At 66.7% G+C, this 12,662-nt stretch carries 15 protein-coding genes; 9 read left to right on the top strand and 6 right to left on the bottom strand.

Annotation, left to right across the window (positions count from 1 at the left end):
- Positions 1–101 precede the first annotated feature (101 nt).
- Both EXZ48_RS05420 and EXZ48_RS05415 read left to right on the top strand, forming a co-directional pair.
- The gene (locus EXZ48_RS05420; RefSeq protein ID WP_023515003.1) at positions 102–296 is read left to right on the top strand and encodes a hypothetical protein; all 195 of its coding nucleotides are present in this window, start codon (positions 102–104) and stop codon (positions 294–296) included.
- A 55-nt stretch (positions 297–351) separates the two neighbouring features.
- Positions 352–699: an MmcQ/YjbR family DNA-binding protein gene (locus tag EXZ48_RS05415; RefSeq protein ID WP_130514697.1), complete on the top strand. Its 348-nt coding sequence runs from the start codon at positions 352–354 to the stop codon at positions 697–699.
- Between the two features lie 241 nt (positions 700–940).
- On the opposite strand, the gene EXZ48_RS05410 is transcribed toward EXZ48_RS05415, so the two are convergent.
- Together EXZ48_RS05410 and EXZ48_RS05405 are read right to left on the bottom strand one after the other, a co-directional pair.
- On the bottom strand, positions 941–1,336 hold the full coding sequence (locus EXZ48_RS05410; RefSeq protein WP_023515001.1) for a VOC family protein: 396 nt from the start codon (positions 1,334–1,336) through the stop codon (positions 941–943).
- 106 nt (positions 1,337–1,442) lie between these two features.
- A complete protein-coding gene (locus EXZ48_RS05405) occupies positions 1,443–1,808 on the bottom strand; it encodes a DUF4406 domain-containing protein (protein WP_130514695.1) in 366 nt (121 codons plus the stop codon).
- A 99-nt stretch (positions 1,809–1,907) separates the two neighbouring features.
- On the opposite strand from EXZ48_RS05405, the gene EXZ48_RS05400 reads away from it, so the two are divergent.
- Positions 1,908–2,663, top strand: coding sequence for a DeoR/GlpR family DNA-binding transcription regulator (locus tag EXZ48_RS05400; RefSeq protein WP_130514693.1), 756 nt, complete (start codon positions 1,908–1,910; stop codon positions 2,661–2,663).
- On the opposite strand, the gene EXZ48_RS05395 is transcribed toward EXZ48_RS05400, so the two are convergent.
- Positions 2,664–3,671, bottom strand: coding sequence for an asparaginase (locus EXZ48_RS05395; protein ID WP_130514691.1), 1,008 nt, complete (start codon positions 3,669–3,671; stop codon positions 2,664–2,666).
- An 83-nt stretch (positions 3,672–3,754) separates the two neighbouring features.
- Between EXZ48_RS05395 and EXZ48_RS05390 the strand changes: the two genes are divergently transcribed.
- Entirely contained in the window at positions 3,755–4,492 is a 738-nt protein-coding gene (locus EXZ48_RS05390; RefSeq protein WP_130514689.1) for a DUF3750 domain-containing protein, read from the top strand.
- A gap of 23 nt (positions 4,493–4,515) precedes the next feature.
- On the opposite strand, the gene EXZ48_RS05385 is transcribed toward EXZ48_RS05390, so the two are convergent.
- The gene (locus tag EXZ48_RS05385) at positions 4,516–5,382 is read right to left on the bottom strand and encodes a sigma-70 family RNA polymerase sigma factor (protein WP_130514687.1); all 867 of its coding nucleotides are present in this window, start codon (positions 5,380–5,382) and stop codon (positions 4,516–4,518) included.
- 108 nt (positions 5,383–5,490) lie between these two features.
- On the opposite strand from EXZ48_RS05385, the gene EXZ48_RS05380 reads away from it, so the two are divergent.
- The 4 genes from EXZ48_RS05380 to EXZ48_RS05365 all read left to right on the top strand — a co-directional run bounded on the left by EXZ48_RS05380 (position 5,491) and on the right by EXZ48_RS05365 (position 9,084).
- A complete protein-coding gene (locus tag EXZ48_RS05380; protein WP_130514685.1) occupies positions 5,491–5,949 on the top strand; it encodes a carboxymuconolactone decarboxylase family protein in 459 nt (152 codons plus the stop codon).
- A 136-nt stretch (positions 5,950–6,085) separates the two neighbouring features.
- On the top strand, positions 6,086–6,412 hold the full coding sequence (locus tag EXZ48_RS05375; protein WP_023515726.1) for a hypothetical protein: 327 nt from the start codon (positions 6,086–6,088) through the stop codon (positions 6,410–6,412).
- Positions 6,413–6,557: 145 nt separating this feature from the next.
- The gene (locus EXZ48_RS05370) at positions 6,558–7,994 is read left to right on the top strand and encodes an MFS transporter (protein WP_130514683.1); all 1,437 of its coding nucleotides are present in this window, start codon (positions 6,558–6,560) and stop codon (positions 7,992–7,994) included.
- Positions 7,995–8,151: 157 nt separating this feature from the next.
- Positions 8,152–9,084, top strand: coding sequence for a sensor domain-containing diguanylate cyclase (locus EXZ48_RS05365; RefSeq protein ID WP_050743492.1), 933 nt, complete (start codon positions 8,152–8,154; stop codon positions 9,082–9,084).
- 42 nt (positions 9,085–9,126) lie between these two features.
- Here EXZ48_RS05365 and EXZ48_RS05360 read toward each other — a convergent pair whose 3' ends face one another.
- On the bottom strand, positions 9,127–10,128 hold the full coding sequence (locus EXZ48_RS05360; RefSeq protein WP_130514681.1) for an NAD(P)H-quinone oxidoreductase: 1,002 nt from the start codon (positions 10,126–10,128) through the stop codon (positions 9,127–9,129).
- A 324-nt stretch (positions 10,129–10,452) separates the two neighbouring features.
- On the opposite strand from EXZ48_RS05360, the gene EXZ48_RS05355 reads away from it, so the two are divergent.
- Complete coding sequence (locus EXZ48_RS05355; RefSeq protein WP_023514432.1) at positions 10,453–10,710, top strand: DUF1344 domain-containing protein; 258 nt, start codon at positions 10,453–10,455, stop codon at positions 10,708–10,710.
- 39 nt (positions 10,711–10,749) lie between these two features.
- Here EXZ48_RS05355 and EXZ48_RS05350 read toward each other — a convergent pair whose 3' ends face one another.
- Positions 10,750–12,567 carry a GGDEF domain-containing protein gene (locus EXZ48_RS05350; RefSeq protein WP_130514679.1) on the bottom strand — a complete coding sequence of 606 codons (1,818 nt, stop codon included), beginning with the start codon at positions 12,565–12,567 and terminating at the stop codon, positions 10,750–10,752.
- Positions 12,568–12,662: the final 95 nt, after the last annotated feature.

Here is a 12,662-nt window from a genome sequence, read left to right as displayed (position 1 = left end):
AGCTTTTCTATATCCTCATCCTGAACTGCTCGATTGCGGGAACGGCCTTTCAGCGCGATTATCAGCCATCATCCATGGTAACGAACCACAAGGAGAAGGCAATGTTCAAGATTTTCTCCAGAGCCGCAGAAGCACTGCGTGCCGAGGCCGATGCTGCGGAAGCGCCCGTCTGGCTGCGCGATCCGCTGTCCCATCCCGAGATCGAGGCGATGGATTCGCGCGCGCTCGGCGACCTGCCCTTCGGGCTCTTCCGTACCCCGGCCCTGCGGGCCGAGGCCTGCACCCGGCCACTCTGATCCTCCCCTCGCCGTTCCCCCCGGTCCGGTCTATCCTGGCCGGGGAGGATGGCACATGCCTGAAGACACGATCGAAGCGCTCCTGGCGCGGCTCAAGCGCCTCGCAACAGGCCTGCCGGGCGTCGAGACGGGCACATCCTACGGCACGCCCGCACTCAAGGTGGCGGGAAAACTCTTCCTGCGCATCAAGGATGCCGAGACCTTGGTCTTGATGGCGCCGATGGACGAGAAGGAGCGCCTGATCGAGATGGCGCCCGAAATCTACTATGAAACGGGCCACTACAATGGCTGGCCGGCCCTCCTTCTGCGCGCCGCCGCGATCGGCGATGCGGAACTGCGGCAGCGGATGACCGAGGCCTGGCGCCTCAAGGCGCCCGCGCGGCTGCGCAAGCTGTTGGCGTAGGATCTTACGGAGCAATCGCCGGGGATGCGCGGTCTCATCGAGTGAAAAAGGCCCCTCATCCCGCTGCCGCGACCTTCTCCCCGCAGGCGGGGAGAAGGAGTTGCCGCACCGCTTTCCCGAAACGGCGCCAATTTCCCAGACATTTCCGCCCGTTCCTTCTCCCCGCTTGTGGGGACAAGATGCCGGCAGGCGGGCGGATGAGGGGCGGGACGCCAGTCTCCGCGCAGTCCCTCGCCCGCCCTCAGCCGCCCGACTGGTCCATGTGCATGAACTCCCAGACATTGCCGTTCGGATCCTGGAAGGAGCAGCCGTACATCGGGCCGAACTCGATGTTCGGCTTCCATTCGCGCCCGCCGGCGGCGAGCGCTTTCGCCTTGATGTCGTCGACCTCCTGACGGCTCGCGGCGGAAAGGCAGGTCAGCACCTGCGTCGCCTCCTCGGGATCGCCGACCTTGCCCGTGACGAACTGGGCGAACTTCGGCTCCGTCAGGTGCATGACGAAGATGTTGTCGTCCACCACCATGCAGGCGGCGGTTTCGTCGCTGTAGGCCTCATTGAAGGAAAAGCCGAGGGCGCCGAAGAAACGGCGGGTCGCGGGCAGGTCCTTGACGAGCAGGTTGACGAAGATCATGCGCATGAACGTTCTCCTTGGTTTGCCATGTCGCGGGCGCCGCCGGCGGCGGATCGCCCGTTATGCCACAAGGACGGATCACCGCGCCCCTTCCCGACAGGACCTGCAAAATTTATGCAGCCGCCGCGCAGCCCGGCACGTCCTCCAGCCGGTGCCAGACCGGAATGCCGCGCTCGCGGGCGATGCGCACGTCGTTGTCCGCCCCCTTGGAGTCCCCCGGAAGGCGCAGCACGCCCTCGCAGAGTTCGAGCAGGCGGTGCGCCGTCGGGTAGAAAATCTCCTCGTGCAGTGCGTCGCCCACCGTCTTGCCCCCGGCCGCATGCCAGACGGGCAGCGCCACCCATTCGCCGATCATCGGCACATGGCCCGCCTTGAACAGCGCATAGGACGGCGCCTCCAGCCGCTTCAGGTTCTCCGTCATCTTCACGGGATCGTCTCCGGTGCCCGAACGATAGGGGCCGGCAATCAGGATCAGCATGTCTTACTCCTTACCATTGATGCATGAAATATCCGGAATTTTCTGGATATTTCATGATTATTCGTGTAATTTCGTGCAGAGTCAAGATGGAGCACAGATATGCTGACCAGCCAGAGAAAGACGCTGATCGCCCAGCGTCTCGATCGCGACGGCGAGATCGTCGCAAAGACGCTCGCCGCGGAACTCGACCTGTCGGAGGACACGATCCGGCGGGATCTTCGGGAAATGGCGGCGGACGGCCTGCTCAAGCGCGTGCATGGCGGCGCGCTGCCGCTCGCTCCACCGCTGCCGGATTTTTCGGCGCGACAGGCGGTGGCGACGGACGAGAAGACCGCGCTCGGCGCGCGCGCGGCGGCGATGATCGAGCCCGGCCAGGTCATCTTCCTCGATGGCGGCACGACGACGGCGGCGCTTGCCCGCCTGCTGCCGCGCAATTTCGCCTTCACGGTGGTGACGCACAGCCCGACGATCGCCTGCGAGCTCGAGCGCCACCCGACCGCCGAGATCGTGCTGATCGGCGGCAGGCTCTACAGACATTCGATGGTGTCGACCGGCGCCATGGCGCTGGAGGCGATACGCGGCCTGAAGGCGGATCTCTACTTCATGGGCGTGACGGCCGCGCATCCGACGCACGGCTTCACCACCGGCGACATGGAGGAAGCCGCCACCAAACGCACCATCGCCGAGAACGCCGCGGCGACCTGGGTCCTGCTGACGCGGGAAAAACTCGGCTGCGCCTCGCCCTGGAAGATCCTGCCGCTCGCCGCCGCCACCGGTCTCCTTCTCCCGCCCGGCCTGCCGCCGGAGACGCTTGCCCCCTACCGGGAAGCGGGGATGGAGATCATCGAGGCCTGATCAGGCCGCGAAAGCGTCCGTGACGCGGACGTCGCCGACATGAACGCCGTTCCAGTTCGACATGGAGCGGTTGGCTTCGGCCATCAGGGCGGCGTGGAGGGCGGGTTCGTCGACGAAGAAGCGGGCGAGCGTGGCGGCGACCATGCTTTCGGCGGCGCGGGTCGTGCCGTCCTCGCATTTGAGGGCGATGGCGATGCCCTTTTCCGGGATGGCCGCGCAGAAGACGCCCTCGGCGCCGGTCTTGGCGAAGATGCGGCCGGGAGCCGTCTTCATCAGCCGCGTGCAGGCCCGCTTGGTGCCGGCGACGTAGAAGGGCTCGGCCATGCACGCCTCCATCAGCCGGCGCGCGGCCTTCGCGCGCTCAGGGGCAAGGCCGGTGCCGGTCGCCATCTTGGCAAAACCGTGCGCGAGGCTCTTCAGCGGCATGGCATAGGTGGGGATGGAGCAGCCGTCGACGCCGCAATTGTCGGTCGCGAGCGCAGCGCCCGTCAGGCTTTCCATGACGCCGCGGATCTCCGCCTGGACCGGGTGCTCGTAGCGCACATAGCCCTTGAGGTCCTTGCCGGTGTGGCAGGCGGCGCAGACGAAGCCGGCATGTTTACCAGAGCAGTTGTTGTGGAGCGCACTCGGCCGCTCGAGGCCGCGCGCCTGACCGATCAGCACCGGCTGCTCGAAGGACCAGTGGGCGCCGCATTCCAGGACGCTCTCGTCGACGCCGGCGGCGGCCAGCATGGCACCGGCAAGGCTTGCATGTTCCGGCTCGCCGCTGTGCGAAGAACAGGCGAGCGCCAGTTCCCTATTGCCGAAGCCGTAGGCGTCCGCCGCGCCGCTTTCGACGAGCGGCAGGCCCTGCATGGCCTTGCAGGCCGAACGCGGGAAGACGCCGGCCTCGATATCGCCCTGCGAAAACACCACCTTGCCATCGCCGTCGACCGCGACGACCATGCCGCGATGGCGGCTTTCGACGAGATTGCCGCGGGTGACTTCGACAAGGACGGGGTTTGCCATGTTCATGCCCTCAAATTTCCGGTTTCCGGTGCGGTATTATCCGAAAACCTGGGTCCGCACACGCGATTTCGGAGGTGCCGCGCATGAAACTGTTGAGGAATGTCCTTGTCCTCTTCCTCGTGATCTACCTCATGCCGGCGCTCGCCTCGGCGGGCTACTGGTACATCAAGGACCGGCCGCAGAACTGGCGGGAGGCGAACTGGAAATCCGCCGGCATCCTGCCCGGGGCCGAAGACACGCCACAGGCGACGATCCACATCTTCTCCGCCGCGACGGGCGGCCTCAAGGGCGCGGTGGCGAGCCACGCCTGGATCGTCACCAACGAGGCGAACGCCGGAAGCTACAACCGCTACGACAAGGTCGGCTGGGGCACGCCGGTGCGCAAGAACGGCTATGCGCCGGACGCCTTCTGGTACTCCAACACGCCCCGCGTGGTGGTCAGCGTCAGCGGCGAGGAGGCGGCGCGGCTGATCCCGAAGATCGAGAAGGCCATCGCGGCCTACCCCTACTCCAAACCCGGTGGCTATCGCATCTGGCCGGGGCCGAACTCCAACACCTTCGTCGCGCATGTGCTGCGCTCGGTGCCGGAACTCGGCGTGGTGCTGCCGCCGGACGCGGTCGGGCGCGACTACCTGCCGGAGGGCAGGATCTTCGCGATCGATCCCGACGGCAAGGACGTGCATGCGACGCTCTACGGCCTCGTCGGCATCTCCGCCGGCCTGCGCTCCGGGCTGGAGCTGCACATCATGGGCCTCGTCGCCGGCGTGGATTTCTACCGCCCGGCGATCAAGATCCCGGCGATCGGACGCATCGGCGTGTAGCGCCGTCCGCCCGAATCCCCCCTTTACAGATACGCCACCTCGCAAGCCGCAACGCGCGCGGGATCGGCAATGGAATCGATTGCGATGATGTGATCGCCCTCCACCTCCATGAGCACGACGAGCTTGAGCGCGCCGCCGAGAATGAAGGCGAGGCCGAGCTGGCCGTCGATGAGCGCGAGCCTTGCCGCCGTCGCCTTGCCCTTGAAGTTGGTCGCCACGGCCTGGGCGCCGTGCATTTCCGCAAGCGAGCCGAGCCGGACGGCATCGGCGTCCGCATGGAAGACGACGTCGGGATCGAGCACGGCGAGCAGGCCGGAAAAATCACCGTCGCGCGAGGCGGCGAGGAAGGCCGCGACGACGTTCTTCCGACGGTCGTAATCGGCGGACGGGGTTTCCGGCAGGCCCTGCACGCGGCGGCGGGCGCGGCTGGCGAGCTGGCGGGCGGCGACGGGCGAACGGTCGACGATGCGGCCGATCTCCTCGAAGGGCACGTCGAACATGTCGTGCAGCACGAAGGCGAGGCGTTCGGCGGGCGCAAGGCGCTCCAGCACGACGAGAAGCGCAAGGCCGACCGAATCGGCAAGCGCCGCCTGCTCGTCCGCCGCCGCGCCGGGATCTGCGTGCTGGACCGCGCCGTCCTCGCCGTCGATCGGCTCCTCGCGTCGCCGGGCGCGGGCGCGCAGCATGTCGAGGCAGATGCGGCCGACGACGGTGGTCAGCCAGCCGCCGAGATTGTCGATCTCGCCGCCGCCCGCCCGCTCCAGCCGCAGCCAGGCCTCCTGCACCGCATCCTCGGCCTCGCCCTGGGAGCCCAGCATGCGCAGCGCAACGGCGCGCAGGCGCCCGCGCTCGGCCTCGAAACGATCGGTCCAGAAACTTTTTTCGCGCATCGGTCACACTCCTTCGTCCAGCGGCGTCATGGCCATGACGAACGAAGCCGCACCGGTGTGACAGGGCTCGCTGCCGTCGATGCTGAAAACAAATCAAGGAGTGATGAAATGCAATCCCGTATGACCAATATCGTTACCGTGCTGCCCGACGTCATGAAGGCCATGCAGGCGCTGCAGGGCGCTGCCCAGAAGACGGAACTGCCGGAAAAGACCGCACATCTCGTGCATCTGCGCGCCAGCCAGATCAACGGCTGCGGCTTCTGCGTCGATCTGCACCCGCGCATCATGAAGAAGGCCGGCGAGAGCGACCGGCGCATCCTCTCCGTCGCCGCCTGGCGCGAGGCGCCGTTCTACACGGACGCGGAACGGGCCGCTCTGGCGCTGACCGAGGCTCTGACGCGCATCGCCGACCGCGAGGAGCCGGTACCGGATACGATCTGGAACGAGGCTGCCCGGCACTATGACGAAAAGACGCTCGCCGCGCTGGTCGTCGAGATCGCGGCGATCAACGTGTGGAACCGCTTCAATGTCGCGACGCGGCAGGTGGCGGGGGAATGGAACCCGTAAGCCCCGGCGAAGCCTGCCTCACCTGCGCGACGGCCCTTCCCCGACCCGGGAAGGGCCGACGAAGGCCACCGCCGCGATTGCCGTTTCTGCAAGGCCATGCTTTCATACCCGCCAATCTTTCAGGGGCGAGCGACGCATGGCCGAGCAAGGTTCCCAATCCAGAGCAGCGATCGCTCTTGCGGTTGTTGCCGGCTTCCTGATCCTGCGCTGCCTGTGGAGGGTGTTCATCCCGGGCACCGAATTTGCCCTGCCGCCATGGCCCCTCGTCTCGGTCATCTTCGACATTCTCGTGATGATCGCGCTTTTCATCCTGAAGCCCATGGTGCCGGCCGCCACGGCGGGGTCTCCGGCCTATGTCCGGCACGCGACGGCGCTGTTCATCGGCGGCATCATCGCGACCGTGATCATGGTGCTGATCAGGGTGTCCAGCGATCGCGGCTGGTGGACCGGGCATCTGATGTAGGTCTGCCTCCGCGTCTACCGAGCAGCTTTTCATCGGCATCGGCCACGCCCCGCGCCTGACGGCTCCCCTTTCACCCAAAAGTCACGGCTTGAACTGCCGTGTGCCCCATGCGAGGTCTTCGGCCTCGAATTCGCAAGGCCTATCCATGTCCGACAGTGTCACGATCCCGAAGGATGCCGCACCGCGGCTTTCCAGCCTGTTCTCCCGCGCCTATCTGTTCAGCACGCTGATGCTCGGCGGCGGCATCATGCTGCATGCGGTGGAGACCTATATCACCGCCACGCTGATGCCCTCGATCGTGCGCGATATCGGCGGCCTTTCGCTCTTCGCCTGGGCGACGACGATCTATGTGGCGGCTTCCGTGCTCGGCTCCACCTTCGTCGCCGTGCGGCCGGAAAGGGTGACGCTCAACCATTGCTACAGGGCCGGCGCGCTGCTCTTCGGCATCGGCAGCCTCGTCTGCGCCATCGCGCCGACCATGGAGACGGTGCTTGCCGGCCGGGCGGTCCAGGGGCTCGGCGCGGGCTTCCTTGTGGCGCTCGGCTATGCCTTCATCCGCCATGTCTATCCCGAACCGCTGTGGAGCACGGCTTCGACGCTCTATGCCGCGGCCTGGGGCATCGCCACCTTCCTCGGCCCGACGATCGGCGGCATCTTTGCCGCCGGCAGCGCCTGGCGCGAGGCCTTCGCGCTGCTCGTGCCGCTCTCGGTGCTGATGACCGTCGCCGCGCCGCGCCTGCTGCCGTCGGGCGAAGGCGAGCGCGTGACGACGAAGACGCCGTTCCTGCAGATCGCACTGCTCGTTGCCGCCGTGGTGGTGCTGTCCTTCGCCAGTTCCGTGGCGGCGCCGGTGCTGCGCGGCGCCTTTGCGGCGGCCGCCGTGCTTGCGGTGCTGGCGACGGTCGCGATCGAGCGCCGGGCCGAGGGACGGCTGCTGCCGGCGGGCACGATCAGCCTCGGCTCGCCGCTCGCCCGCGTCTACCTCATCATGCTCTTGCTGCTGGTGACGATCTGCTCGGATATCTATATCCCCTACTTCCTGCAGGTGCTGCATGGCGTGAGCCCGCTCGTCTCCGGCTATCTCGTGGCGCTGCTGGCGCTGGGCTGGACGATCGCAGCCTTCGCCACCGCCGGCCTCAAGGGGCGCCGCGCCAACCGGGTGATCGTCGCGGGCGCGCTGATCGAGACGCTGGCGACCGTCCTCCTCGTCGTCGCGCTCGCCCGGCACAATCCGGCAAGCGGTCTCGTGCTGCTCACGATCGCCACCGTCTTCATCTTCCTCATGGGGTTCGGCATCGGCATGGGCTGGGCGCATCTCGTCACCCTCGTTCTGCATCTTGCGCCGCCCGGCGAGACGGACAAGGCCTCGGCGGCGATCACCACCATGCAGGCGCTGGGGGCCGCCTTCGGCGCGGCGCTTGCCGGCGTCATCGTCAATTCCACGGGCCTCGTGCACCCCGGCGGCGTGGACGGGGCGTTGACGGCGGCGCGCTGGCTCTATGCGCTGCTCGCCCTGCCGGCTGCCGTGGGCATCCTCCTCGCCCTCCGCCTTCCCGCCGTAAGGGGCACGGCGGCGGGTTGAGGATTTGTTAACGGAAACCGAGGGTCTTCGTTGCGACCCCGCCACCTTCTGCCACAAACAATGGCGATCGTCCGGTGCGACACCCGACGATTCGGTCACGAGAAGGAAACGGCGGGTGAAACGCAACGACGGGCACAGGTGGCCGGGCGGGAGCGGCATGACGCATGTCGATGCGATCCTGCCGCTCGCCCTCATCCGGGACCGGGCCACAACGGATCTCATACTGTCCGGGCTCGACGCGTCCGGCGTCGCCTTCGCGCTGTTTTCACCGGAGGACGAGCTTTCCTATGCCTCGATGGTCTTTCGCGCGCTTTTCGACGTACAGCCGGGCGCCCGCACCTTTGCCGACATCATGCGCCACTGCCATGCCAACGGTGTCGGCCCGCGGATGAGCGGACCGATCGATGCCTTCCTGGACATGGCCCATGCCAAGCGGCGCAGCCGCCCGCAGCGCGCCTTCGAGATCGACATCGGCGACGACCGCTGGTTCCTGGTGAACGAGACGCTTTTGGGCGACGGCTGGCTGTGGAGCGTCTTCACCGACATCACCATGCTCAAATCCAACGAGCGCATGCTGCAGATCGCCCGCGACGCGGCGCAGCTTGCCGCCGACACGGACCCGCTGACGGGTCTCCTCAACCGCCGCGCGGCGATGGCCCGGCTGGACGCGGAAATGCGGATCGCCTTTCGCGACGGTGCGCGGCTCTCGCTCGCGCTTATCGACCTCGATCATTTCAAGGCGATCAACGACCGCTATGGTCACGCCCGGGGTGACGAGGTGCTCCGGCATTTTGCCGCGGCGGGACGGCAGCAATCGCGCGCCGGCGATCTCTTCGCCCGGATCGGCGGGGAGGAATTCCTCATGCTGATGCCGGGCGCCGGTCTTGGCGAGGCGATGCACGCCATGGAGCGCCTTCGCTGCCATGTGGCGCGGGCAGAAGACCGTGCCGGCCCCGGCTGCGCCTACACCATGTCGGCGGGCGTCGCGGAATTCTGCGGCAATGCGGTGGAGGACCTGTTCGAGCGGGCCGACCGCGCACTCTACAGCGCCAAGCGCCTCGGCCGCGACCGCATCGAGCAGGCGCCTTGAGCCGCCCCGCGCCGAGGCGCCGCCACCTCGGCCGGAAGCGCGCTACTCGAAGGTCAGCATGATCTTTCCGATGTGATCGCCATGCTCCATCATGCGATGGCCGGCGGCCGCCTCGCTGAACGGCATGACGGCGTGGATAACGGGGGCGATGCGCCCCTCCTCCAAGAGCGGCCAGGCCTTCTCCAGGAGCGCGTCGCGGATCTCCTGCTTTTCCGCCGCCGTGCGCGGGCGCATGGCCGAGCCCATCAGGTGCAGGCGCTTCTGCAGGATGGGCGCAAGGCTCACCTTCTCCGCGAAGGTGCCGCCGAGGAAGGCGATGATCGACAGGCGCCCGTCGCGGGCGAGCGACTTCAGGTTCCGCTCGAAATAGGCCGCGCCGATCATGTCGAGGATGACATCGACGCCGGCCCGGCCGGTCTCCTCGGCAATGACGGCGCAGAAATCCTCGCTGCGGTAGTTGATCGCCCGGCTGGCGCCGAGATCGACGCAGGCGGCACACTTCTCCGCCGTACCGGCCGTCGTGAAGACGCGTGAACCGAGCGCGCTGGCGAGCTGGATCGCCGTCGTACCGATGCCGCTCGACCCGCCGTGGATCAGCACGCTCTCGCCGGGCTTCAGGCCCGCCATCATGAAGAGATTGGCCCAGACGGTGAAGAAGGTTTCCGGCAGGGCCGCGGCCTGCACCGCGTCAAAACCCTTCGGGAACGGCAGCGCCTGGCCGGCCGGCACCGCGCAATATTGCGCATAACCGCCGCCATTGGCCAGCGCGCAGACCCTGTCGCCGAGCGCGTAGCCGGTGACGTCCTCGCCGAGCGCCACCACCTCGCCGGCGATTTCGAGGCCGAGAATGGGGCTGGCATCGGGCGGTGGCGGATAATCGCCCTTGCGCTGAAGCACGTCAGGCCGGTTGATGCCGGCGGCCGCGACGCGCACGAGGATCTCGCCGCGCTTCGGCTGTGGCGTGCGGCCCTCCATCACCACGAGATTGTCGGGGCCGCCATGTTCGCTGAGCCCGACATGGGGCATGGATGAGGGAAGTGACATGGGCTTATCTCCCGGCAGGCATGAGGTGGCGCTCACTTGCGGCGATTCTAGCCGAAAGCGCGAATCTTTTGAATCGCTTGCGAGGGTTTGTGCGACAGAAACGTTACCGGCGGATATGCCAAGTTTCGGCCGCAAAGCCCTGAAATTCCGGCCGTTTCGCGACAGTCAGAATTAAATCTTGTTAATTTGAAAACGGATTTTTCCGGGCCTACCGTCCATCTCGAAGCCGGGGAGCGCCGGCGGCTCCACCCCCAGGGGGCCGCGACACGACGCTTCCGGACGGTTTCACAGCGCCCCGCCCGGGGCCAATTCAGGACGACACAGATGCGTGTTCTTCTTTCCAATCTCGCCATCGTCACGGTTCTCGCCACCCCGGCGCTTGCCCTCGCCGCCCAGACGGCGACCGGCACGGTCAAGGACTACAACAAGGCGTCGATGTCTCTGACGCTTTCCGATGGCACCGTCTACCAGCTTCCCAAAGGGTTCCACGATCCCGGGCTGAAGGCTGGCGAGAAGGTGTCCGTCTCCTTCGACATGTCCGGCAAGAACCACGAGGCGAAGACGGTGAAGATCCTTCGCTAACGTGGCAGGGGCAGGCTCGAAAGGGCCTGCCCTCCTGTATCAACGGAGGGCGGCCCCCTGCCCTGCGTTCGCGGATGCCGAGGACAGCACGAGCCCCCCGTCGCTGCCCTTGGCATCCGCCTTCAGGCCGGCGATGCGGCTGCTGATCAGCCCCGCCTCGCCGATCACCTCCCCCTCCGGCAACACGAGAACGACGGCCGAGCAGCGCATCAGCGGAAAGGTCGTCTCCTGGCCGGCACGGTCGCGGCCGCGGATCTCTCCGGCCAGCCGATCCTCCGGCGAATAGAGCGAGCGCACCTCGCGGGTAAAATCAGCCAGCAGCCGCTCCAATACCTCCCGCACCGCCTCGACGGAACGTCCGGAAACGCCCGCGAAGAAATCGTCCCCCCCGACATGGCCGATGAAGACGTCCTCGCCGACGAAATCGCGGCGCATCAGCGAGGCGAAGAGCGAGAGCGCAAGGTCCCCCTTGTGGAAGCCGTAGTGATCGTTGAACGGCTTGAAATTGTCGAAATCGAAGTAACACAGGCATCGGGTCTGATCGCCGTCGAGCGCCTTGTCCTGCAGGTAGTCGCGGATCGAGCGGTTGCCAGGAAGGCCGGTCAGCGGGTTCTGGTCCTCCGCCGTCTTCAGGCGCTTCTCGTTGATGATCTTCAGGAGCGAGGAGGCCGAGAGGATGCCGGCATACCGCAGGTTCTCCGTCAGGATCACGCATTCGTTGCCGCCCATGCCGGTGAAGACGTCGAGCAGCTGTTCGGCGGGCGTGTCGAGATCGGCGATCGGCGCCATGGTGACGAAATGCGACAGGCTCTTCTGGTAGAGCTTGTTCTTCAGGAGATCGCGGCCGAAGGGGTGATAGGAGAGCTCCTTGACGTGGTATTCGTGCAGGATGCCGCGCGGCTCGTCATTGGCGTTGAGCACCGGGAAGAAGGTGCGTTTCGGATCGCGCCGGAAGAATTCGAAGACCGATTCCAGGCTCTCGTTCTCGCGCAGCACCGCGACCTGCTCGATCTCGCGGCGAATGAGGATGCTGTCGAGCGTGCGGGAGGAGCGGCGCCGCCCGCCGGCCCGCGCGACCTGCGCATAGACCGGGCTCAGCGCCGAAAAATCCGTGACCGGACGCGACACGAACCAGCCCTGCACGAGATCGCAGCCGGCATCGCGGCAGGCGATGAACTCCGCCTCGCTCTCCACCCCCTCGGCGATGACGCGGATGCCGAGCACGTGGGCGGCATTGACGGTGTTGCGCACGAGATGGCACCGGCGCGCGTCGCTCTCCATGCCGGAGATGAAATGACGGTCGATCTTCAGGTAGTCGACCGGGTGGTCGCAGAGCAGCTTCAGGCCGTTGTGGCCGACGCCGAAATCGTCGATGGCAAGCTTGAAACCGGCAAGGCGCAGCTTGCGGACGAGCACGGCGAATTCCGGCAGCGTGTCGTTGTCGAAGCGCTCGGAGATCTCGAAGCAGATCGAGGAAGCCGGAATGCCGGCGCGAGCGAGATGCCCGGAGAGCCGGTCGACGAGATCGGCGCCGTCAGGCACCAGACGGGAATCGAGATTGACGAAGAGTGTGCGCGAGCGGAAGTCCGGCAGCGCGGCGAAGGCAGCGATGGCGCGGCTGTTGACCATGTGCTCCAGCGCCAGGAGCTGTCCCGCCTCGTGCGCCCGGTCGATCAGGTCGAGCGGCGAGCGGAAGCCGAGGCGATCGAAGCCGCGCATCAGCGATTCGTAGCCGAAGACCGCCCCTGTCGCAGCCTCGACGATCGGCTGGAAGGCCGTTTCGATGACCAGCTTGGCGAGCGTGACGATCTCGCCATCCCCGAAGCGGCGAAGGGCAAGCAGTTCGGCGGCGGACATGCGCGGCTCCGAGACGTGGACGTTGCCGCGAAGTTTCTCCGCCGAGACCTGAAAAAATCGTTTCCGTACTGTGACAGTTCGGTGAAATCTCAATG

Origin of the sequence: Shinella sp. JR1-6 (assembly GCF_004284735.1) — a bacterium.
Lineage (GTDB): Bacteria > Pseudomonadota > Alphaproteobacteria > Rhizobiales > Rhizobiaceae > Shinella.
The sequence above is the reverse complement of the archived record's forward strand: the minus strand, read 5'-3'. Positions and strand labels throughout refer to the sequence as shown.